Origin of the sequence: Streptomyces sp. TP-A0356 (assembly GCF_001417775.1) — a bacterium.
Taxonomy (GTDB): domain Bacteria; phylum Actinomycetota; class Actinomycetes; order Streptomycetales; family Streptomycetaceae; genus Streptomyces.
Genome location: NZ_BBZJ01000015.1, coordinates 209,173 through 231,831, shown reverse-complemented (window position 1 = coordinate 231,831; position 22,659 = coordinate 209,173). Strand labels below are relative to the sequence as shown.

The 22,659-nt window shown below is 69.6% G+C and carries 21 protein-coding genes; 9 read left to right on the top strand and 12 right to left on the bottom strand.

Annotation, left to right across the window (positions count from 1 at the left end):
• Positions 1-2 precede the first annotated feature (2 nt).
• The 8 genes from ASC56_RS09590 (at position 3) to ASC56_RS09555 (ending at position 9,698) form a co-directional block, all read left to right on the top strand.
• Complete coding sequence (locus tag ASC56_RS09590) at positions 3-1,382, top strand: phenylacetate--CoA ligase family protein (RefSeq protein WP_079102395.1); 1,380 nt, start codon at positions 3-5, stop codon at positions 1,380-1,382.
• Positions 1,379-2,554, top strand: coding sequence for a BtrH N-terminal domain-containing protein (locus ASC56_RS09585; RefSeq protein WP_055490827.1), 1,176 nt, complete (start codon positions 1,379-1,381; stop codon positions 2,552-2,554). The genes ASC56_RS09590 and ASC56_RS09585 overlap by 4 nt, the downstream gene beginning before the upstream one ends.
• Positions 2,555-2,626: 72 nt before the next feature.
• Positions 2,627-4,147, top strand: a complete 1,521-nt coding sequence (locus ASC56_RS09580; RefSeq protein ID WP_055490826.1) for a coproporphyrinogen-III oxidase family protein — start codon at positions 2,627-2,629, stop codon at positions 4,145-4,147.
• The gene (locus ASC56_RS09575; RefSeq protein ID WP_055490825.1) at positions 4,140-4,886 is read left to right on the top strand and encodes a class I SAM-dependent methyltransferase; all 747 of its coding nucleotides are present in this window, start codon (positions 4,140-4,142) and stop codon (positions 4,884-4,886) included. The genes ASC56_RS09580 and ASC56_RS09575 overlap by 8 nt, the downstream gene beginning before the upstream one ends.
• Positions 4,887-4,986: 100 nt before the next feature.
• Positions 4,987-5,940 carry a carbon-nitrogen hydrolase family protein gene (locus ASC56_RS09570; protein WP_055490824.1) on the top strand — a complete coding sequence of 318 codons (954 nt, stop codon included), beginning with the start codon at positions 4,987-4,989 and terminating at the stop codon, positions 5,938-5,940.
• A 12-nt stretch (positions 5,941-5,952) separates the two neighbouring features.
• Complete coding sequence (locus ASC56_RS09565; RefSeq protein WP_234376906.1) at positions 5,953-6,588, top strand: class I SAM-dependent methyltransferase; 636 nt, start codon at positions 5,953-5,955, stop codon at positions 6,586-6,588.
• Complete coding sequence (locus ASC56_RS39535; protein WP_055490823.1) at positions 6,585-8,936, top strand: MFS transporter; 2,352 nt, start codon at positions 6,585-6,587, stop codon at positions 8,934-8,936. The genes ASC56_RS09565 and ASC56_RS39535 overlap by 4 nt, the downstream gene beginning before the upstream one ends.
• Before the next feature lie 156 nt (positions 8,937-9,092).
• The gene (locus ASC56_RS09555; RefSeq protein WP_055490822.1) at positions 9,093-9,698 is read left to right on the top strand and encodes a GyrI-like domain-containing protein; all 606 of its coding nucleotides are present in this window, start codon (positions 9,093-9,095) and stop codon (positions 9,696-9,698) included.
• Here the strand turns inward: ASC56_RS09555 and ASC56_RS09550 are convergent.
• On the bottom strand, positions 9,673-10,551 hold the full coding sequence (locus ASC56_RS09550) for an AraC family transcriptional regulator (protein WP_055490821.1): 879 nt from the start codon (positions 10,549-10,551) through the stop codon (positions 9,673-9,675). The two genes, ASC56_RS09555 and ASC56_RS09550, sit on opposite strands and share 26 nt — an antisense overlap.
• A 423-nt stretch (positions 10,552-10,974) precedes the next feature.
• Between ASC56_RS09550 and ASC56_RS09545 the strand changes: the two genes are divergently transcribed.
• Positions 10,975-12,072: an alpha/beta hydrolase gene (locus ASC56_RS09545; protein ID WP_079102394.1), complete on the top strand. Its 1,098-nt coding sequence runs from the start codon at positions 10,975-10,977 to the stop codon at positions 12,070-12,072.
• A 313-nt stretch (positions 12,073-12,385) separates the two neighbouring features.
• Here the strand turns inward: ASC56_RS09545 and ASC56_RS09540 are convergent, their stop codons facing one another.
• From ASC56_RS09540 to ASC56_RS09490, 11 genes are all read right to left on the bottom strand, one after another.
• Positions 12,386-12,970, bottom strand: coding sequence for an NADPH-dependent FMN reductase (locus ASC56_RS09540; protein WP_055490820.1), 585 nt, complete (start codon positions 12,968-12,970; stop codon positions 12,386-12,388).
• Positions 12,971-13,055: 85 nt separating this feature from the next.
• Entirely contained in the window at positions 13,056-13,901 is an 846-nt protein-coding gene (locus ASC56_RS09535; protein ID WP_055490819.1) for an aldo/keto reductase, read from the bottom strand.
• 508 nt (positions 13,902-14,409) lie between these two features.
• Positions 14,410-15,684 carry an MFS transporter gene (locus ASC56_RS09530; protein WP_055490818.1) on the bottom strand — a complete coding sequence of 425 codons (1,275 nt, stop codon included), beginning with the start codon at positions 15,682-15,684 and terminating at the stop codon, positions 14,410-14,412.
• A gap of 570 nt (positions 15,685-16,254) precedes the next feature.
• Positions 16,255-16,434 carry a hypothetical protein gene (locus tag ASC56_RS41135; RefSeq protein WP_055490817.1) on the bottom strand — a complete coding sequence of 60 codons (180 nt, stop codon included), beginning with the start codon at positions 16,432-16,434 and terminating at the stop codon, positions 16,255-16,257.
• 361 nt (positions 16,435-16,795) lie between these two features.
• Positions 16,796-17,173 carry a DUF2267 domain-containing protein gene (locus ASC56_RS09520; protein ID WP_055490816.1) on the bottom strand — a complete coding sequence of 126 codons (378 nt, stop codon included), beginning with the start codon at positions 17,171-17,173 and terminating at the stop codon, positions 16,796-16,798.
• A gap of 122 nt (positions 17,174-17,295) precedes the next feature.
• Positions 17,296-17,556 carry a hypothetical protein gene (locus tag ASC56_RS09515; protein ID WP_055490815.1) on the bottom strand — a complete coding sequence of 87 codons (261 nt, stop codon included), beginning with the start codon at positions 17,554-17,556 and terminating at the stop codon, positions 17,296-17,298.
• A gap of 218 nt (positions 17,557-17,774) precedes the next feature.
• Entirely contained in the window at positions 17,775-18,221 is a 447-nt protein-coding gene (locus ASC56_RS09510) for a hypothetical protein (RefSeq protein WP_055490814.1), read from the bottom strand.
• Between the two features lie 103 nt (positions 18,222-18,324).
• Positions 18,325-18,702 carry a hypothetical protein gene (locus tag ASC56_RS09505; protein WP_234376905.1) on the bottom strand — a complete coding sequence of 126 codons (378 nt, stop codon included), beginning with the start codon at positions 18,700-18,702 and terminating at the stop codon, positions 18,325-18,327.
• The gene (gene ctaD, locus ASC56_RS09500; RefSeq protein WP_199835951.1) at positions 18,699-20,399 is read right to left on the bottom strand and encodes a cytochrome c oxidase subunit I; all 1,701 of its coding nucleotides are present in this window, start codon (positions 20,397-20,399) and stop codon (positions 18,699-18,701) included. Before ctaD ends, ASC56_RS09505 begins: the two co-directional genes overlap by 4 nt.
• A 179-nt stretch (positions 20,400-20,578) precedes the next feature.
• Positions 20,579-21,850 carry a multicopper oxidase family protein gene (locus ASC56_RS09495; RefSeq protein ID WP_234376904.1) on the bottom strand — a complete coding sequence of 424 codons (1,272 nt, stop codon included), beginning with the start codon at positions 21,848-21,850 and terminating at the stop codon, positions 20,579-20,581.
• Positions 21,851-22,213: 363 nt separating this feature from the next.
• Positions 22,214-22,606, bottom strand: coding sequence for a TraR/DksA C4-type zinc finger protein (locus ASC56_RS09490; RefSeq protein WP_055490813.1), 393 nt, complete (start codon positions 22,604-22,606; stop codon positions 22,214-22,216).
• Positions 22,607-22,659: the final 53 nt, after the last annotated feature.

Here is a 22,659-nt window from a genome sequence, read left to right as displayed (position 1 = left end):
CCATGGCCATCCTCGACCACACCCCGGCCGCGCCGACGACCACGGTGCCGGCCCCGGCCCCGGACCGTGCGCGCGAACGCCACTCCGCCCTGCGCGAGACCGCCCAGGCAGAGCTGCACGCCTTCGAGGCGCTCGGCCGCACGCGGGTACGTTCCTGGCAACTGGACCGGCTGCGCGAGCAGGTGGCGTACGCACGACGCGAATCGCCCTTCTACCGGCGCCGGTTCGCAGCCGGCGGACTTCCGGACGGCACCGACGGGGACGAACTGCTGCGCCGGCTGCCCTTCACCACCAAGGACGACCTGCGCGACGGCTATCCCTTCGGCCTCATCGCGGCGCCCCTCACCAGCCTGGTCCGCTACGGCGAGTCCACCGGTACCACCGGCTCGCCCACCTCCTCGGCCATCACCTACCAGGACTGGGTGCGCGGCAACGTCTCCACCGAACTGTCCGTAGGGCAACGCTTCGGACCGGGCGACACGGTCTTCGTCGCCATTCCGTACGAGCTGTCCTTCGCCGCGTACGACCTGGACCGCGCGCTGGAGACGGTGGGGGCCACGGTCGTGGGCGTCGGCATCCTGTCCGCCGTCTGCCCCATCGAACGAACCGCGCGCATGATCGCCACCCTGCGCCCGGCAGGGATCGTCTGCTCCCCCACCCGCGCGCTGCGCCTGTTCGACCTGCTGACCGAGATGGGCCACGACCCCGCCGAGCTCGGCGTGCGGACCGTGCTGTACGTGGGGGAGACCTGCTCGCCGGCCAAGCTGGCGAAGATATCCCGGATGTGGCAGGCCGAACTGATCTCGGCGTACGGCACCACGGAGACCAACTCGCTCGCCCTCAGCTGCGGACACGGCAGGGCCCATCTGACCGAGGACCGGCACCTGTTCGAGATCCTCGACCCGGCCACGGGCACCCCCCTCGCCGACGGCACGACCGGCGAACTGGTCCTGTCCACCCTCGTCGCGCAGGCCATGCCACTGCTCCGCTACCGCACCGGTGACCTGGTCTCCGTCGACCCCGAGCCCTGCCCCTGCGGCAGCGTACGGCGCACCGTACGCCACCACGGCAGGGCGAGCGACCGGCTCGTCGTCGACGGGCGGCCCATCGACCGCTTGGACCTGGAGGAGTCGGTGCTCTCGGTCCCCGGCACCGGGCTGTACTACGCCGCCGGAGTGCGCGACGGCCTGCTGCACATCCGCGTCGAGTGCCCCGACCGCCCGGCCCGGCAGGTGTGCGCCGAGATCGCCGACGGCATCCGGGCCCGCTTCCGGACCGATGCCACCGTGACCGAGGTCGACCGGGCGACGGTCGGCCGCGCCATGGACCGGATGCTCAAGCCCGGCAACCTCACCCTGGAAGACCTGGAGGCGGCCCGATGACCAGCCCCGGCACGGCGCCCGTCCCCGGCGGTCCGCTGGCCGCGGATCCCGGTGAGTTCGGGGGCGCGCACTGCGAGACCTCGTCCCTGCGCAAGCAACTGCTGGTGAACGGCGTTGACATCGGGGAACCGCTGCTGTTCGGCCTCGGCGGAGGCATCGGCTTCTGGTACCAGCCGTCCGCGCCCGGCGGAGTCTTCCGCAGCATGACCTCCACCCGCAACGGACCGTTCCCGCTGTTCATCACCCGGCTGTGCCGTGCGCTCGGCCTGGACGTGACCGTGCACCGGACGGACGACCCCGACCGGGCGCTGCACGAGCTGCGGGAGGAACTGGCCGCCGGCCGGCCGGTGATCTGCTACGTCGATCTCTTCCACCTGCCGTACTTCCAGGCGAGCAGGCACTTCGGCGGTCACGCGGTCGTGGTCCACGCACTCGACGAGAAGACCGGCACCGCCTGGATCTCCGACCGTTGTCCGGGCCCCATGGCCGTCCCCGTCGAGGCACTGGCGACCGCGCGGGCCTCCACGCACCAGCCGTTCCCGCCCGCCCACGCCTGGCTGTCGGCGGACTGGTCCACCGCCCGGCTGCCCGACGAGGACGGCTTCCGCGAGGCGGTCCGCACCTGCCACGCCGCGCTGACCCAGAGCACCCTGCCCAACGAGGGACTGGCCGGCCTCGCGGCGTTCGGCGCCGAGCTGACCCATGACATCCGCACCGCTCCCGCCGAACGCGTGGTGGACCGCCTCACGGCGGCGCACATCGACTTCGAGTTCGCCGGCACCGGAGGCAGCGGATTCCGCAACCTCTACGGCGACTTCCTCGCCGAGGCCGGCCCATGGCTCTCGGGCCCCGCGCACACCGCCGCCCTCGCCGCGATCGAGGAGGCCCGGGCCGCCTGGGTGGCCCTGGACGACCTGCTGGTGCCCGACGCGGGCGAGGCATGGAAGGAGCTCCGGGAGACCTACCGGGAACGCGAGGACGCCCTGCGGTCGGGCACCCCCGACCACCTGGCGAAGGCCACCGTCCTGACCGCCCGGCTGCCCCGGTTGCGCGCCGACGCGGCCGGCGAACTGGACGGCCACCGCGACCGGCTCGCCGAGGAGACCGGCGCCGCGTTCCGGCGGCTGCTGCGGACCGAACGCCTGCTGGCGGACGCGCTGAGCCGCATCTGACCGAACCCACCGACTCGACCTCACCGATCCGAACCCGAACGCCCCACGCCCCACCACGAGAAGAGGGCACCGATGACCGAAGCGCCCAACGCCGCCGCGGCGGCCAAGGAGACCATCACCCGCAACTTCCTGGACACGCCGAGCTTCTGGCGCGAGTACCCGGACCGCGACATCGAGTTCGTCCGCTGGTACCCGTGCAACATCGGGCCATTGACGTCCGATCAGATGTTCACGACCATCGAGAACCGCCCCAAGACCGTCTCGTTCTATCTGCACATCCCGTTCTGCAACCAGGTGTGCACCAGCTGCCCGTACAACAAGCTGCACACCCGCAACACCCTGGTCACCGACTACCTCGAAGCCCTCAAGGCCGAGATCCTGCTGTACTCGCGGCTGGGCTACCTCGACGGAGTGAAGTTCTCCTCCGGCTACTTCGGCGGAGGCACCCCCACCACCCTGCGCGCCGAACAGCTCGACGACCTCCTCGGCTTCCTGCGCCGGCACCTGGAGTTCACGGACGACTACACCGTCACCATCGAGAGCACCCCGGTCGACATCGACCAGCACAAGATCGACGTGCTGCTCCGGCACGGCGTGAACCGGGTCAGCATGGGAGTGCAGACCTTCCACGACCCGCTGCTGCGCTATCTGGGCCGGGCCAGGGCCCACACCGGCGAGTCCGCGCTGCGCACGATCGAGCTCCTGGACCGCAACGGCATGGAGAACATCTGCATCGACTTCATGATCGGCATCCCGGGCCAGACGCCGGAGCTGTGGGCGCAGGACATCGCCACCCTCACCAGCATCCCCGTGACCTCGTTCTCCGTGTACAACTACGCGGTCCTGCCCGGGTCGGAGGCCTTCTTCGCGGTGCAGAGCGGCATCACGCCGCCCTGCCCGAGCACGAAGGAGGCGGACGCCATGTACCACTACATGCACGAGGAGCTGCTCTCCAAGAACTACCTCGCGCTGACCTACAACGACTTCGCCGAGCCCATGAAGCCCGAGTGGGCGGCGAAGGGCGCGCAGACCTTCCCGATCCTGCCCGACGGCTCCAAGCCCTTCCGCGGCCTGAAGGCCGACAGCCTCTCGCTCACCGACCACCTCGCCCAGGTGTGGGGGCGGTGCGGCGACATGGTGGCGATCGGCGCCGGTGCGTACGGCTACCTCAACAACCACCTCTACTGCACCGAGCCCGACATCGGCCGCTACATCGAGACGGTCAACTCCGGCCGCCTGCCGGCCGTCATGGGCGCCTACACCGACGAGCACGAACGGCGCTGCCGCAGCCTGGTCCTCGGCCTGAAGCTGCTGCGGGTCAGCCGCGCCGACTACCGGGCCCGGCACGGCGTCGATCCGTACGAGTACTTCACGGAGAAGATCGACGGCCTGGTCGACAAGGGGCTGCTGGAGGTCACGGACGACGCCCTGCAGGTCACGTACCCCAAGGGCTGGCACTACATCGACAACATCTCCAAGACGTTCTACTCCGAGGCCAACCACCGGCTGCCCCAGCCGACGTCGGCCAGCACCGAGATCCTCAACTGGCAGGTCAGGCCCGAGAACGGAAGGCGGTTGCTGAACATTGTCTGAGGAACCCACGCGCATCTTCGACCTCGCCGAACGCGTCACCGGACCGGATCCGTTCACCGAGGTCGAGCAGTGCCGCGAATTCGACCGCACGATGCGTACCCAGCTCATCATCCCGATGCAGCATCTGATGAAGCTGCTCGAACCCCATGTCTCCAAGGCGGAGCAGGTGCTGGAGGTGGGGTGCGGCCCCGGCCTGGTGTCCCTGCGGCTGGCCGCCCTGCACAAGCAGGCAGAGTTCGTCGCGGTGGACTCCAACGACCGGTTCCTCGAGGTCGCCCGGGAGAACGCGATCTTCGCCAATCTGGTCGCCTACGGCGGTCGCTTCAACTGCGACTACGCCCACACCAACCGGCTGCCGTTCGACGATGACTCCTTCGACGTGGTCTTCAGCTTCTGTGCCGTGCCCCGGTGGAAGCGGCCCGAGAAGACTATCGCCGAGTGCGCCCGGGTCTGCCGTCCGGGCGGCACCGTCCTGATCTACGACCTGGCCCGGGACGCCGACGAGGGCATGATCTCCTTCGTCCTGCAGTACTCGGCGGGCGAGGCCGAGCAGTTCATGCGGTCACTGCGCAGCGGCTACACCGTCCCCGAGATGCGCGAGCTGCTGTCCGGCCTCGGACTGGGCGACTGGTCCGTCGCCCGCGAGGGCATCAACCTCGTCGTCTCCTCACGCCCCTTGGGCGTCAACTACGCCGTGGGGGAGCCCGGTATCTACGAGGACATCTTCAGCGAGCGGTGAACCACCGCACCGGACACGGGCGGTGACCGCCACCCGATAAGAGCGGTGGCCGCCCCATCCGGCGCGAGCGGTGGCCGCCGCACCCAACACGGGAGTACGCATGGAACCGACACGCCGTCCCCGCGTCGCCCTGCTGCAGACCCGGTGGCGCGAGGACCCCGAGGAGAACCTCCGGCAGGCCGCGCGCATGCTGGAGTCGCTGGAGGAGGGCACGCATCTGGCCGTCCTCCCGGAGTTCTTCCTCGGACCGCCCTTCTACTTCCCCGGCCGCCAGCACCTGCAGGGTGTGGTCGACCACCCGATACCCGACCCGGTCTTCGACCGCCTCGGTGACATCGCCCGGCGCAAGGGCTGCTGGATCATCTGCGGCTCCGTCATCGAACGCACCGAGGACGGCACCTACCACAACACCGCCGTCGTCCTCGACGACACCGGCGCGATCGTGGCCAAGGTGCGCAAGGTCCACCTGTTCTCCGCCGAGTTCGTCGCCCTGCGCCCCGGTGACGAGGCCGTCGTGCTCGACACCCCCTTCGGCCGGCTGGGCATCTGCGTCTGCTCCGACTTCTGGATCCAGGAGATGCCGCGACTGCTGGCCCTCAAGGGCGCCGAGATCATCGCCGTACCGGCGGCGGCGCTGCGCAACAACCTCCCGGCCACCAAGCCGTGCGTCCTGTCCACCGCCGTGCTCAACGCGGCCGACGTGCTCTACGTCGGTGGCGTCGGGAAGGTCAGCGGCGAGCGCGGCGGACGCACCGTCACCATCGACCTGGCAGGGCACAGCACCGTCGCCACCCCGGAGGGGATCACCGCCGAACTCGAGGAGGAGGAGGCCGTCCTCTACGCCGACCTCGACCTCGAACGGCTGCGGGAGCTGCGGGAGATCGACTTCAGCTTCCAGAAGACCATCTACTTCGGCCTCCACGGCCGTCGCCCGGAACTCTACGAGCGGCTGCTCAAGCACGCCGACGGCGTCAGCGACCTCGGGCCCGTGCTCGGCGACTACTTCCGCCGACGCCTGAAGGAGACCTTCGAGTCCGAGTCCGCTCCGGACTGAGAGGAGAACGCCGTGCAGTTGCTCGGCACCACCAGCATCGATTGGAACAAGACCTATGAGACAGGGCAGTACGCCCACTTCTGGGAGATCAGCAACCCGTCCCAGGAACTGATCGGCTTCCTCACGTCCCGCCCGCCGGGAGACGGCCGTATCGCCGTCGACCTCGGCTGCGGGACCGGCAGCGACGTCATCGAACTCACCCGGCAGGGCTACCGCGCCACCGGCTTCGACCTCAGCCGGCGCGCGATCGAGATCGCGACCGGCCGGGCGGCGGAGCACGGCGTCGCGGCGGAGTTCCGGGTCGCCGACGTGCTGGCGCTGCCCCTGGCGGACGCCAGCGTCGACCTGCTCCTGGACCGGGGCTGCTTCCACCACCTGGGCGACGACGACCGCAAACGGTACGCGGCCGAGGTCGGCCGGGTGCTGAAACCGGGCGGCGAACTGTTCCTGCGCGGCGTACGGTTCACCACGTTCCCCTTCAAGGCGGTGACCGAGGAGGCGGTGGCGGCCTTCTTCCCGCCGGCCGGTCTCGTGGTGGACCGGATCGTCCCCGCGGTCCTCAGCACCGACGCCACCTCGCTGGAGAAGCACGTCTGCCTGCTGCACAAGGCCGGCCCCGGCGACGGCCCGGACAGGACCGCGTCATGACGGCGGCCCAGCGCGAACGCAACCCGTGGCAGGTCCTCGGTGTGCTGACCATCGGGCTGTTCATGACGCTTCTCGACCTCACCGTCGTGAACATCGCCTTCCCCAGCATCATCACCGACCTGGGGGCGACACTGGACGAAGGTCTGTGGACCTTCAGCGCCTACACCCTTGCCTTCGCCACCCTGCTGATCCTCGGCGGACGGCTGGGCGACTGGTTCGGTCCGCGGCGTGTGTACGTGGCGGGTCTGGTCGTCTTCGTGGCCGCGTCGGTGGTCTGCGGTGTGGTGGACGACGCCACCGTGCTGATCGCCGCCCGTGCGGTGCAGGGGCTGGGCGGTGCCCTCGTGGCACCCCAGCTGCTGCCGGTCACCGCGGCGGTCTTCCCGCCGTCCAAGTGGGGCGCCGCGTTCGGCATGTCCGCCGCTCTGTCCGGACTCGCCATCCTCGCCGGGCCCACCCTGGGCGGACTCATCGTCAACTACCTCAGCTGGCGGTGGATCTTCTACATCAACCTGCCCATCGGACTGCTCACCCTGGTCCTCGTCCTGCGGATCGTCCCCGACCTGCGACCGGGCCGCCGCCAGTCCTTCGGACTCGGCTCGACCGCGCTGCTCATCGCCGGTCTGGGAGCGTTCAGCTTCGCGCTGATCGAGGGCCAGCGGCTGAACTGGTCCCCGCTGGTGTGGTCGCTCCTGGCCGCGGGCGTCCTGCTGGCCGCGCTGTTCGTGGTCGTTCAGCGGCGCAGCCAGAACGGGGGCGCCCTGGTGCCCTTCGGACTCTTCCGCAGCCGCAACTTCGCCACGATGACCGGGGTCATCGCGATCACCGGATTCGGGATGCTGGGCACCTTCCTTCCGCTCACCATCTACCTCCAGTCGATCCTGCAGATGAGCCCCCTGCGGGCCGGTCTGACCATCGCCGCGATGCCCCTCACCTCCACCCTCGTGGCCGGTGTGGCGGGCAAGCTCGCAGACCGGTACGGAGGCAGGAACTTCCTGGTCGCCGGTCTGTTGCTGTTCGCCTCCGGGGTGGTCCTGCTCGGCGCCCTCAGTACCCCCGACGCCGGAACCTGGCGCCTGATCGGGCCGCTCGCCGTCATCGGCCTCGGCACCGGGATGATCTTCGCGCCGCTCTTCTCGGTGGCGTTCGCCGATCTCGACCCCCAGCTCTCGGGTGCCGCGTCCGGCGTCATCAACACCGCCCAGGAACTCGGCGGACTGATCGCGACGGCCGTCGTCGGCGCGATCCTGCAAGCCAGGCTGGTGGCGGGCATGCGCGACTGGGTCGACCGGCAGGCGCTCGCCGTACCGGAGTCCGGCCGCGCACAGTTCCGCGCCGCGTTCGACCCGCTCACCAGCGGGGCCGTCGACGTCACCACGAGCGGTCCGGCCGCGATTCCGCAGGGCACCAACCCCGAGCAGGTGCGGGCCGCGATGTCCGCCTTCGCCGACGCGTTCGTCTCGGCGATGCGCGACAGCTACGCGGCCCCGGCCGTCATCCTCCTGCTCGGAGTCGTCGTCGCCCTGTTCAGCCGTCGTACACCCGTGCCCGCGTCCGCCACCCCCTCAGCACCATCGCCCCGGTCGGCCGACACACGCCCGGGTCCGTCACACGATCGAGCACACGAGAGGACAGCCATGCCACAGCAGAACGACACGAACGCCGAAGGGACCACGATCATCGGTCTCTACCAGGTCGCCAAGGGCAAGGAGGACCAGGTACAGGAGGCGATCGGCCGGCACTGGCCGGTGCTCGCCCGGCACGGCCTGGTCATCGGCGCCCCCGCGAGGGTCTACAAGGGGGAGTGGGGCGACGGTTGCTTCTTCATGGAGATCGCCACCTGGGTCAGCGACGAGGCGCTGCACTCGGCGTTCTCCATCCCGGAGATCACCGACATCTGGCAGGAGATCAAGGACCTCACCGAGGACCGCAGCGGCCGGGACGGCGTCGAGTACCCCACCGTGACCAGCCTGCCGGCGTTCCACTCCATCACGGCCGAGCAGCACGACGGCCCGGTCGCCACAGGCGTCGCCATCCATCAGATCCGGCCCGAGAAGCTGGAGGCGATGGAGGAACTGCTGCCGCGGGAGTGGGACGTCCTGCTGGCCGAGGGCTTCATTCCGCGGCACAAGCCGCAGGCGTACCTCGGCAAGGACAAGCACGGCCCGTTCTCGATCTCCATCGTCGACTGGTACGAGGCGAGCGGTCCGGGCAAGGCGTTCATGAATGAGGCGGTCAACGCCATCTGGCGCGAGGTGCAGGCGTACACCGTCGGACGCGCGGGCCGGCCCGCCAGCGAATACCTGTGGGTCGAGGAGATCACGTACGACGGGATCACCTCGGAGTGATACAGGTGCGGCGGAGCGCGTGGAAGCGAACGCGCTCCGCCGTATGCACCGAAAGACGTGTGGTGAGTGGTGTGTTCGGCTGTTTTCGCGACGGACGGGCCGTCGGTCTGGGAGGCTGTTGCCGTTTCCCTTCCGGCTCGACGAGGATCGCCGATCATGCCCAGTGCAGCAAAGAAGATCGACTACAAACGCGAACTCAAGGAGGTGTACTCGGCGGCCAGGCGCCCCGCGATCATCGAGGTTCCGCCACTGGACTATTTGACGATTGAAGGTTCTGGAGGGCCGTACGGTGACGAATACCGAGCGGCCGTCGCCGCACTGTTCGCCATCTCCTACAAGGCGAAGTTCCTGGTGCGTGAGAGTGCGGGAGTGGACTTCGGTGTAATGCCGTTGGAAACGCTGTGGCACACGGAGGGCGAGAACGCCGGGAAGGGCTCCTGGCGGTGGTCCGCGATGATCATGCAGCCGGAGCCGGTCGACAAGGACGTCATCGCCCAGGCGTGCGACTTCGTCGTGGCGAAGAAGGAGCGGCCCGCCGCCGTCGATGCGGTCTACCGGCGCCTGGACGAGGGGACGGCGGCCCAACTGCTGTACGTGGGGCCGTACGAGGAGGAGGACCCCGTGATCGACGGGCTGCACGCCTTCATCCTGGAGAGCGGCGCCAAGGCCAGTGGTACGCACCACGAGATCTACCTGAACAGCCCCGAGCGCACCGCGCCCGAGCGGCTGCGGACCATCATCCGCCAGCCCGTTCAGGTGTGACCGGCTCCTTCAGCGGGATCCCGACCTGGGCGATCACCCGGGGACAGTCCTTGGCGGGGCACTGATCCAGGTATGCGACGAAGGGCAGAGCGGCGGTCGGCTCCGCCTGACCGCCCATCACCGCGGCGACCGCGAGATGCATGTAGCTGAAGGGGAGGAACTCCAGCGGGCCCGTGTGCCGGGAGAGCAGCAGACGCTGCTCGTCGACGACCTGGACGCCTATCCCATGGTCCGGCCGGACCCCGTTCTCCACGACGAGGCCCACGTCGTAGCGCATGGGTTCGCCGAGGAACCTTCCCGGGTCGTCGTAACACATGAGCACGTGCCGGCAGGCTCGCGCGCCGTCGTCCCGCCGGGTCGCGGACCACCGGGTCACCCTGCGCCAGACGTCGTTCACATCGTCGAGCAGACCGAAGTACCGGTAGAACGCGACGGTCTGGGACGTCTGGGTCACGATGTCCAGCCCCTCGCAGCAGAGGCTGGACACGGGCCAGGCGCTCTCCGGCCGTCCGGACCTGGCGCTCGCCGGACAGCTGCCGTAGGCCTCCCGGAACGCCCTGCTGAAGGCGGCGGCCGAACCGTATCCCGCGGCCAGCGCTATGTCGATGACCGGTTCTTCCGTGAAGACCAGCCGGTACGCGGCTAATTGCAGCCGCAGTCGGCGCACGAAACGGAGCAGCGGATTTCCCGTGGCATCACGGAAAATCCGGCGGAAGTGGTGTGGTGCCGTGTTCGTTTCGCGCGCCAACAGATCGATGTCGATGTTCGCCCAGCCGTCGCGTGCCCATGTGGACACATGCCGGACGGCGTGCATGATGCGCTCGTCATTCCGTGTGACCGTGTCGTGTCGCATGTGCTTCCCCCGTTTCCCCCCGCGCTCACCGCCGCACAACGGCTGTGGAACATGGTCTGTGGGACATGGTCAATTCACCCATGCCTCAGCTGTCTCGTCCATATCCCCAGTGTCGATTTGCGGGAGATTCGTCACGCCATCATATGCAATAGCCTTCCGTACGTTCGGCGGCTCGCACGATTGCCCGGCGACATCCTGGCCCCGCACCGCCGGTCGGCGACAGGCCCGCGCCCCCGGCGCGGCCCCCCGGCGACGGCGTGGCCCCCACCGACGCGCTCGCCGACCACAGCGCCGCAAACCGGTTCGGCCCGCCGACCACCTGGGCGGGTGAACGGCGCCACTCCTTCAGCCGAGTCCGACGGGCCGTCCGACGGGGATCGCAGAAGGCTCGCTGGGGAAGTCCCTGTCGGAAGGAGGACGTCCATGAGCGCCACCCGACGCTCTCGATCACCCCGCAGGCCGCTGTCCCGCCTCACGGCGCTGCTCAGCGCCGCGGCCCTGGCCGCCACCGTCCCGGCCCTGGTGACCCGCGCGGACGCCGCCGTGCCCAAGGCGCCGTGCGGCGATCCCCAGGTGAGCCTCGAACCAGGCGCCCAGGCGTTTCTCGACAAGCTCGCCGAGGCGGACGGGCCGCCGATCCAGAACCAGACGCCCGCCGCCGCCCGGCAGTCGCTGCTGAACCTCCAGGCCGCCTATCCGGTGGCCAAGCTCCCCGCCGACATCACCACACGGACCATACCCGGCGGCCCCACCGGGTCGGTCTCGATACGCATCGTCCGGCCGCACGGCGTGTCCGGCAGGCTGCCCGCGGTGATGTACTTCCACGGCGGTGGCTGGGTGCTCGGTGACGCCTCCACCCACGACCGGCTCGTACGGCAGATCGCCCATGGCGCCAAGGCAGCGGTGATCTTCGTCAACTACACCCCCTCGCCCGAGGCCAAGTACCCGGTCGCCAACGAGCAGGCCTACGCCGCCACGCAGTGGGTCGCCCGGCACGGCGGCGAGATCAACGTCGACGGCTCCCGGCTGGCCGTGGCCGGCGACAGCGTCGGTGGCAACATGACCGCCGCCGTCACCCTGATGGCCAAGCAGCGCGGTGGCCCCAAGCTGGCCCAACAGGTGCTGTTCTACCCGGTCACCGACGCCTCGTTCACCACACCCTCCTTTCGGCGCTTCGCCAATGGCTGCTGGCTCACCGCGGCGGGCACGAAGTGGTTCTGGAGCCAGTACGCCCCCGACTCCGGCGTCCGCACCCAGCCCACCGCCTCCCCGCTGCGCGCCACCACCACCCAACTGCGCGGTCTGCCCAAGGCGCTGCTCATCACGGACAGCGACGTGCTGCACGACGAAGGACGCCAGTACGCCGACAAGCTGCGCGCCGCCGGCGTACCCGTCACCTACGTCAACTACCCGCACATGATTCACGACTTCGTGATGCTCAACGGACTGGCGGGCACCCAGGCCGCCAAGTCCGCGGTCACCCAGGCCACCGCGGCCCTGCGCCAGGCCCTGCACAGCTGACCCCCTCGTCCACCGTTCGCGGTCGGCCGGCCGCGAACGGTGGATCGGCATCGGCCCCCCGGGGATCCCGCGAGCCGCGCTCGCCGCCGGGCGCTGCGGGGAGCGGCTCCGAGCGGACGGTCCGGCGGTCGTCCACGACAATGGAGGGGACGCGTCCGGCACGGCCGGGCTCCGGCCGGCCGCCGTCCCGCGCTTCCGCCCGGCCGCCCGGCGACGCGTGAGCAGGGCGCCCCGGTCCGGCCCGGCGCCTGAGGTCCGCGGCGAGCACGGCGCGGTATCCCGCCCCGCCCAGCATGCCGCCGCCACCCTGCACTCACTCCGCGTAGTCGCAGGTGCCCTCCGCCCTGAACTGCACCGCCGCCCGCGTCACTTCCGCCCCGAGACCGCGCAACTGGTCCGCGACCGCATCGTCCGAGAGATGCCCGTCGCGATCGAACGCGCGTGAGGACTGGGCGACCGCCATGACCAGCGGAACGGACCAGCCGCGCAACGCCCTGACGATGAACTCCATCGCGTTGATCGCCTGCAGACCCTGCACCCCTCCGGCGGTCGTCAGCATCCCGACGGGCTTGTTGCTGAGGTAGGGCGGGTCGCGGTCGGCCAGCAGCGCGAGCCAGTCGACCGCGTTCTTGAACGCGCCACTGACCGAACCGTGGTACGTGGGGCTGCTCCACAGCAGGGCGTCGGCCGCATGGACCGTATCGGCGAGGAACCGGGCCGCCGGCGGTGCTGCGCGCTCGGCCGTGTAGAACGGCAGATCCAGCCCACTGAGGGAGATCACCTCCGTGTCGGCGCCTGCCGCGGCCGCCCCCTCGATCGCCACGCGCAGGGCCGTGAGGCTGGTCGAGGGGGTCCGCAGCGAGCCACCCATGCCGACGACGAGCATCGGGTGCGCCATCCTGGTCAACCCCTTTCGGTGACGTCGGGTTCCTCGCTCACGGCTGCACGGGCCGCACCAGGGGGTGCGGCGAAGCGCCAAGGGTTCAGAGGACCTCCAGCGGTAGGGGCTCGCTCGGCGGCGGGAACGCCGCGTCCAGGACGGTGAGTACCTCGGGAGGCAGCCTGAGGTCCGCCGCGCCGCGGTTCTCCCGGACGTGGTCCGGCCTTCCGGAGCGCGGAATGGCGGCCACCTCCTGTTCGAGCACCCATGCGAGCGCCACCTGGGCCGGTGTGGCCCCGAGGTCCAGGGCCACATCCTGAAGAGCCTCGTCCTCCAGCAGCCGCCCCTGTTCGATGGGCGAGTACGCCATGACCGCCACGCCGCTCTCGCGGCACCAGGGGAGCAGGTTCCACTCGATGCCGCGCCGCGCGAGGTTGTACAGCACCTGGTCGACCGCAACCGCGTCGCCGCCGGGCAGGGCGGTCAGCTCGATCAGGTCGGCGACGTCCAGATTGCTCACTCCCCAATGGCGGATCTTCCCCGCGGCCACCAGGTCGATGAATCCGGCGAGGGTCTCGTCGAGGGGGTGCCGTCCTCGCCAGTGCAGCAGGTAGAGGTCCAACTGGTCCGTACGGAGCCGCCGCAGACTGCCCTCGCAGGCCGAGACGGTGCCCTTTCTGTCCGCGTGGCCGGGCAGCACCTTGCTGACGAGGAAGACCTCCTCACGGCGCCCCTCGATCGCCTCCCCGACGAGCTCCTCGGAGGCTCCGTCGCCGTACATCTCGGCCGTGTCGACGACGGTCATGCCCAGATCGAGACCCAGCCGCAGGGCAGCGATCTCCTGACTGCGCCGCGTCGGGTCCTCGCCGAGGTGCCACGTGCCCTGCCCGAGCGCCGGGATCTCCTCCTCCGTGGGGAGTGCGACTGTGCGCATCGCCTCTGTCGTCATCACTGCCCTCCCGGGATCCAGAGCTGTCCGCCGGGTGCCGCCCGGACGGAGCAGATGCGGTCCCGTGCCGGTCCGGACCCGCCTGCGCGTGTCCGGCGCGTCACCCGTCGGTCGGACGACGCACGGCTCCTTCAGGCCATCACCCACGGCAGGCGCGTGCAACTTCGGGTCTCTCACGCGCGTGGGACCGGGTGGCCGGGGGCGCGGCCGGTGCCGGCCCGTGCGCGTTGACCTGCGGTCGGGCGTGCGGCGGCAGGTGCGGCGAGTGAAGTGGTGTGTGCGGCGCGGCTCAGCGTGCCTCGGCCAGGGCCGCCGGGGCCGGCGTGTCGCGCGCACCGAGGCGCAGGTGCTCGATGTGGTACAGGGCCTGCTCCAGAAGCACAGGATCCGATGGCGCCCCGCAGCGGTGCGCGCAGGCGCCGGACGGCCGCAGTCACCGCCGCCGTCGCCTGCCTCCCCGGCCACAAGATGTCGAAGAACCGGGAGGACCGTTGCAACAAGGTCGTCCTCAAGCCCTGGCGGGTTCGCCCGTGGCACGCAGCACCGGGTCCTTGCGCAGGCGGGTGAAGGTCGCGATCAGGGCCAGGGCCTGCAGTACGGCGCACCCTCCGATGGCATCGGTCAGATACGGCGGCGGAGTGAGGGCGATCATGACGCCCGCCATGGGGAAGGGCAGCAGCAGGAGCAGGATGGACAGCGAGAGCGTCGTGCCGAAGGCCGTGGGCGGAATGATCAGGGAGCGCAGTGTGCGCAGGACGACCGTCAGTCCTCCGTCCCCTGCCATGAAGAGTGCCACCAGGGCCGTGTAGCTGATGTAGGAGGGAGCCTCGGGCAGGGCGAGGCAGGCCGCGGCGGCGACGGTGGAGCTGATGACGCCGACTCCCCACAGCCCCAGCCGGTTGAGGGCGAATCGGCAGCAGGCGACCGCGATGAGGGTGGAGGCGGCGGCGGCCGACCAGAGGGTGCCGACGGCGGCCGGTGAGCGGCCGAAACCGTCCACCACGACGATGGGGCTGGCCGATTGCAGCATGCCCAGGGCCAGATTGGAGCAGGCCAGCCCGGCCACGAGCCAGCCGAGGGCCGGCAGGGAACGCAGCGTCTCCCATCCTTCCCGCAGGCCTCCGCCCGGCCGCTGCCCGTCCTGCCGCGCGGCACGCAGGGGGGTGGGCGGGGTCTGCAGGGCGAGGCCGGCCGACAGGAAGGACAGCACGCTCAGACACGCGAGCATGGGAGTCGGTCCGCTGAGCAGGAGGACACCGCCGAGTGCCGGGCCGACGAGGGTGGCCGTCTGGTCGATGCCGATGAGCACCGATTGCACCTTGTGGGACTGTCCTTCCGTCCGGCGGCTGACGATGGCGCCGACGGCTTCGTTGGCCACGAAGCTGAACTGTGTGAGCGTACCGGTCACCGCCGCCAGCGTCATGACGGTGACGGTCTCGGCCGTGCCCCGTGGCAGCAGGGCCAGCCCCACAGCCGCGCCCCCCACCAGTACGGCCCGCGCGAGGGAGGCGAGGAAGGACACGATCGCCGCGCCGCAGCGGTCCACCAGGGCACCGGCCAAGCTGAAGGCGGCCACCCGGGGTATCCACTCCAGCGCGAAGGCCAGGCCTGTCAGGGACGAGGAGCCTGTGGTGGCCAGTACGAGGAGCGGCATGGCGTACGTCGACATGGAGTAGGCGAGCGCGTCGCAGGCCCGGGGTGCGTGGACTCGCCGGAACAGACTGCCGGAGGGTATGGCGGCGTGCCGTCCGGCCGGGTGGCCCTCGTACAGGGAGATGGTCACGGAGAGGGGGCTTTCGGTGAGCGGTGTCGCTGGCGGACAGAGACTGGAGGGCTCCTCTCCGCTCACACTGAAGCGCTGCCGAGAGGAAGGAGAGACGGCGTGTGGGCTCCGGTCGGCAGGGCTTGGACCGCTGCTGGAACGATTCCCCGCGGTGCGTCAGTGACGGGCACCCGGCGAGTGAGGCTGGTCCATGGGAGAGCGCAAGGGGAGGTCCCTGGCTAGGGGCATGACATGGATGCAAACCATGTGAACTCCACTCAGAACCGGGATCCGAAGACGGACAACGAGCGCACCGATAGGCCTTGTTGAGGTCTGAACTACGGCGCGGTAACAACATAGCGGAAACACCTCCCACCTGCTGACCCGGGAGTCAGCACTCGCGGTGGCGTGACCGCGGTCCGGCGCAGCGGACCACCACGTCGCCTAGTGTTCCGCCCCGGGATCAGTGCGGGAAGGCTCTCGACGGGCGCTGCCGGGGCAGTTCGTCGCGGAACTCCTCGCTGACGGTGCTGATCTGCCGCATGAGCGAGGTTCCTTCCAGCCGGTCGAGGTAGAGGCTGCGCCGACCGATCAGCGCGCGGTATGCGCGCGCAGCCGCTCCACGCCCGCACGCGGGAACGTATACAACGTATACATCGTGGAGGGCAGGCCCTGCCGGTCGAGCCACTGGGCGAGTGTGCGCTCGGGCAAGTGGCGACCCCGGGCCCTGGTGTCGGGGCGGACGGCCGCGACGTCCTGCTCCAGCCACACGTCGATGTCCAGGCCCTACAGATCGGCGAAGGAGAGGCCGGCGAGGTGGACCTCCTCACCGGCCGAACGCAGGGCGAGAGTAGGCAGGCTGGCGGGTGCCGGCGAGGAGGTTGGACGGCTGTCTCCACTACGCCCGGAGGTCGCTCCATGATCAACGACCGGCAGGGGTGTGTCACCAACCTCCCGGCCGAGTACACCTAGTGCTGCGACCGGAAAGGTTCACCGGCTCGCGGCGTCCGGCACGGCACCTTGCCGCGTTGTCGCATCGCCCGAGTACATCCAGTACGCGGGCGACGCTCCGCCTTGCGATGCACCGCACCGGACGCCGCGAGCTTCCCGGCAAACCTTTCCGGCCACAGCACTAGCCCGGGGCGCCGGCGAGTGCGGCGATCTCCTGGGGGAGCTGGGACAGTACGTGCCGGAACTCGCCGGCGCTGACCGCGTCCCTGAGCGTGCTCAACGCGGCCTCCACGCCCTTGCGGGCCTCCTCCTGGTCCAGGCCCGACCGCCTGCTCACCCGGTTGACGAACTCGTCGAGTCCGAAGCCTTCCGCCTCCGGGGTGGGGGAGACCAGCGCCTCCTTCATCGGCTTGGGCAGCTCCGAGGCCAGGTCGTCCGCCTCGCCGCGGGTGAGACGCTCGGCCAGGGTCTCCAGCGTGGCGCGGGTGAGGGCCTCCGCCTTGTCCCTGGGGAGCTGGGCCCGCCGGGACACGGTGTCGAGGAACGTTTCGTAGTCCATGATGCGTCCTTCCTTCCCTTCCTTCGCCGTCCGCCCGCAGGCGGAGTGCCGTCCACGGGGACGTGCCTGCATGGGCGCCGGGTCCCCGGGGGAGCAGCCCCCGGGACGACCGGACGGGCGGATCACCCGGTGGCGATCTCCCGGTGGAGCTCCGGCCGTTCCGGCAAGTGGCGGCCGTCCAGGAAGCGTTCGAGAGCCCGGCGGCCCCTGGTTCCGGAGAGCCGGTGCCCAAGGCTCGCGGTGACGCAGGACGGAGCCATGTGCCGGTCCGTGGTCGACAGGGGATCGACCGACGGCCGGACGACGCTCGCCCGCCGGTCCGCGAGCCGGTCGGCGACGTGCGGGGCCCGGCACAACACAGAGGCCTCCGCCGCCTCCGGCACGAGACAGGTGTACGCCGGTGGGGCTGAGCTGCGTCATGGTGCGCTCACTTGCGCCGTGCTTCCCGGGAGTGCAGGCGGACCCGTACTTGCCAAGGTCCCGGACCGGGGCCCTGTTCCGCGTGCCCCCGACGGGACGAAACTGGAAGCTCCGGGTCGCCCCCGCAGGACGAGACGCCGGCACCGCCCGCCCGCTCGCCCGGGGGGAGAGGGCCTGCTCGTCAGCACAATGCCTGGTACACCGAAGCGGTGGTGAGGCCGTACACGAGATGCGGGACCACGTCGGAGGCCCAGGACGTCAGGTCCCAGGTGCTGGGGTCGGTCACTCCGAGTGCGGTGGCCGGCAGGTCACTGCCGGCCATGGCCGCCGCGCCGAGCAACGGTCCGGCCACCCGGACCGGGCCGCCCCGGCGTCGTAGCAGTCCGTACGCCGCACCGATGCCGAGGCCGGTGATGTAGCCGAGGAGCGCACCGGCGGCGTGTTCTCGGTTGGACCTGGCTTCGCCGGTGCCGAGTTCGACACCGGCGCGCTCCGCAAGACGGGCGGCCACCTGGGCCGGAGTGTCGCTGGCGGGTCGGCCGCGCAGCAGCATGTCGCCATAGGTGACCAGGTCCAGTGCGATGGTGCCGGCTGTCCCCGCCAGCAGGCCCTTGGTGAGTGGCTGCATACGCGGCACTCCCTTGTCGTGAGTGCGGTCGTGACGGACCGACCCCCGGGTTCCGCCGATGGCGGCCCTCAAACAGACGGGGAAGCGGTGCTCGGAAGGGCCCTCAGCGGGCCAGCGTGCACATCACCGCGCCGATTCCCACGACGCCGACCAGCAGGGCGGAGGCGAGGACGGCGTGGAGCTTGAGCAGGGTGCGCCGCAGGCCCGCGTAACGGGTTTCGTACTCGCAGCGCAGCTGGTCCGCGCGCTCGGCCGTGGAGCGCAGCAGGTGGCGTACGAGGTCCAGGCGCTGCTCCACGTAGTGGCGTGTGATGTCCTCGGCCTGGGCGCCGGTCAGCCAGGGCAGGCGCGCGCAGAGGGCTGCCGCTTCGCGGTGGGCGCTGTCGTACTGGGCGTGGGCGAGCAGGTATCCCTCGACCTCGTTCGCGAGGAGCGCGCCCGGATCGGCACGCACACCGCGCTGCGGGCGGCGTTTGGTCACGGCAGCTCTCCCTTGCCGCCCGGGGCTTTGAGGCCCTTGTGCTCCTCGTAGTCGATCTGGGCGTATGCGGGGTGGTGCAGGTCGAAGGCCGGGGACTCGGAACGGATGCGTGGGAGCGTGACGAAGTTGTGCCGTGGCGGAGGACATGAGGTGGCCCACTCCAGGGAGCGTCCGTAGCCCCATGGGTCGTCGACCTCGACGCGCTCGCCGTACTGAGCCGTCTTCCACACGTTGTAGAGGAACGGCAGGGTGGACAGGCCGAGCAGGAAGGCCCCGATGGAGGAGACGGTGTTCAGCCAGGTGAAGCCGTCGGCCGCGAGGTAGTCGGCGTAGCGCCGCGGCATGCCCTCGGCGCCGAGCCAGTGCTGCACCAGGAAGGTCATGTGGAAGCCGACGAACAGCGTCCAGAAGTGGATCTTGCCGAAGCGTTCGTCGAGCATCGTGCCGGTCATCTTCGGCCACCAGAAGTGGAATCCGCCGAACATCGCGAAGACGATCGTGCCGAACAGCACGTAGTGGAAGTGCGCCACCACGAAGTAGGTGTCGGTGACGTGCCAGTCAAGCGGCGGGGAGCCCAGGATGACGCCGGTCAGGCCACCGAAGAGGAACGTCACCAGGAAGCCGACCGACCACAGCATCGGCGTTTCGAACGACAGGGAGCCCTGCCACATGGTGCCGACCCAGTTGAAGAACTTCACTCCGGTGGGTACCGCGATCATGTAGGTCAGGAAGGAGAAGAACGGCAGCAGGACGGCACCGGTGGCGAACATATGGTGGGCCCACACCGTGGCCGACAGTCCGGCGATGGCGATCGTCGCGCCGACCAGCCCCATGTAGCCGAAGATGGGCTTGCGGGCGAAGACGGGAATGATCTCGCTGATCACGCCGAAGAACGGCAGCGCCAGGATGTACACCTCGGGGTGGCCGAAGAACCAGAACAGATGCTGCCACAGGATCGGCCCACCGTTGGCCGCGTCGAAGACATGGGCGCCGAAGTGCCGGTCCGCCTCCAGCACCAGCAAGGCCGCCGCCAGCACCGGGAAGGCCAGCAGCACCAGGACCGAGGTCAGCAGCACGTTCCAGGTGAAGATCGGCATGCGGAAGATCGTCATGCCGGGGGCGCGCATGCACACGATCGTGGTGATGAAGTTGACCGCGCCGAGGATCGTGCCGAACCCGGACAACGCCAGCCCCATGATCCACAGATCACCGCCGACGTGAGAGGAGTAGATGGGGCCGCTGAGCGGGGTGTAGGCGGTCCAGCCGAAGTCGGCGGCGCCCTGAGGGCTGAGGAAGCTGCCGAGCACGATCAGGCCGCCGAAGAGGAACAGCCAGTACGACAGCATGTTCAGCCGCGGGAAGGCCACGTCCGGTGAGCCGATCTGCAGGGGCATGACGGCGTTGGCGAAGCCGGCGAAGGTGGGGGTGGCGAACAGCAGCAGCATGATCGTGCCGTGCATCGTGAAGAGCTGGTTGTACTGCTCCTTGGACACGATCTGCAGCCCGGGCCGCGCGAGTTCCGCCCGGATCAGCAGCGCGAGCACGCCGGCGATCAGGAAGAACACGAACGACGTGATCAGGTACAGATGCCCGATCTTCTTGTGATCCGTCGTCGTCACCCACGACACGACCACCTGGCCCCTGCCGTGGCGCTCGGCCCTTGGCACCGGCGAGACCGGCTCCGTCTCAAGAGTCATGGAAGCCTCCCGAAGAGGTCAGTGCGGGGCAAGAGGAAGTAGTGCCCAAAAGCTCCCTCAATGAGAGCGGGAGTGCACGCACATCGCCCTCGGGAACCTCCGTGTCGCACCATGGATTACCCGTACACGCGCGCTCCCCCAGGAATGAGCGCGGTCGCCGGATCGCGGGCCCGGGCCGGTCATTTGTCGATCTGCTGGATGGCCATCATCCCTTGGTCTTCGTGATTGAGGATGTGGCAGTGAAAGACCGTCTTACCCGTGTAGTTGGTGAATCGGATACGGATCACGATCCGGCCCTTGGCAGGGACATTGGCGACGTCCTGGCGGCTGAGGGTGAGGTGAACCGGGCCGTTGCTGCTCATCAACTGGAAGTGGTTGGTGTGCACATGGAAGGAATGTTCCTCATTGCTGTCGTTGCGGACGGTCCACTCCTCGACGGTGTTCAACTTCGACCTGATGTCCACCCGATTCGGATCGAACTGCTTGCCGTTGATGTAGAACTGCGTCCCGGCCTTGTTCTCGGAGAACACGATCGTGCGGCGGACGGCGATCGGGAGGCGGCTGAGGTCCTCCGGCGGGGCGAAGGCGGAGGGTAGCGTCACCGGCGGCACCCGCGTCCCCGAGGAGACCACGGTGGCCAGGTTCACCTGGGGGAACTGGTTCCCGGCCGGCCCGGTGCTGTAGGGGAGCGTCTCCAGCACGGTACTGCCGGCCTGGCCGCCGGTCACCAGCACGTCGTAGCGGCTGCCGGCTGCGAGGAGAAGACTGTCGGAGGCGAAGGTGCGGTCGACGGGAAATCCGTCGCGACCGATCACCAGGAATCGCTGGCCTCTCAGGCTGACCTTGTAATAGATGTTCGCGCTGATGTTGGCCAGCCGCCACAACTGGACCTCGCCGGGCCGAATGGGGATGGTGGGGTTCAACTGGCCGTTGACCGTACGATTGGTGGGCGCGCCGATGTGCAGCCCCTTGGTCTTCACCGCGTCGCCCTCGATCTGGAAGTCCTTGAGCGCGATGACGTGTTCGGTGAGATGCCGCAGAGCCGGTGGCAGGTACTGCTGCAGTCCGTCGACGACGATGACCCCCGCCATTCCCCCGGCCACCTGGGGCGCCGAAATCGGATGGGCGTGTGAGTGATACCAGTAGGTGCCGGGCTTGAGGGTCTTGGGGAACTGGTACGAGTAGTGGAATGTCTCACCGGCGTGCACGTGGAGGAGAACGTTGTCGGCGTTGCCGCTCGGTGACACGTGCAGCCCGTGCACATGCAGATTGGTGTAGGGGCTCACCCGGTTCACCAAGTCCAGTTCGACCCTGTCGCCCGGGCGGATCCGGAGGGTGGGGGGCATGTACCGGTCGTTGTAGGTGAGGGCCCACAGTCTTCTGCCCGCCACGTCGACCTTCCGCCGCTCCACGATGATCCGTGTCCGCAGGAGCCCGTCGTGACTCACCACTTCGGGGGGATCCTGCAACGGGGCACCCTGTGTCGCGGAAGCCTGTGCCGAGGACCCCGAGGACGCCGATGCCCCTGCGGCCGATGACGGCGACGGCCTGCCGTCACAACCGGACAGCGCCATTGCGAGTGCCAGCAGTGCGGCAGCGGCCGGGCACGTCAGCTTCAGTCGAGATCTCATCAGTGTCTCCGCAGGTGGGCCGGGGTGCATGGGCGCGGCGATAAGGGAGATTCCGATCTTCGCCGTGATCATCACACCCGCTCCTGCGGCACGCCGCATCCTCAGACGGCTGATCGGGCGCACCCGGGCGGCCGACGGGCGTGTGCCGCCGGCCGGGCGGCACACCGACGCGACGCCGGATGACTATCCGCGTGGCGAGGCTGCGGCGCAGCGCACACACCTGCTGGCCGCCGGACGCACTTCGAGACGCTCCTTCGGGATCGGCCCGCCGCACCCCTCGCACCGTCCGTATTCGCCTCGATCCAAACGCTCCAGCGCCCGATCCAGATCGGCCAGATGCTCGCGCGCCTGCGCGAGCAGGGCGGCGACATGGGCCCGCTCGAAGGCGGTGCTGGAGCCCTCCGGGTCGTGCTCGTCGTCGATCGCCACCAGCGCGTTCGCCTCGACGATGCCGTCGAACTCACGGCTCAGCGCGGCGATCTGCGCGAGCGTGCCGGCACGGTCGGCCGCAAGCAGCTCGCACACCGACTCGCGCTCGATCGCGGAGGAAACGACATCACGGGATGAATCACGCATATATACGTAACGTCAGGGTGCCCGTGGGGATTCCGCACCCAGGTCGCTGTCCA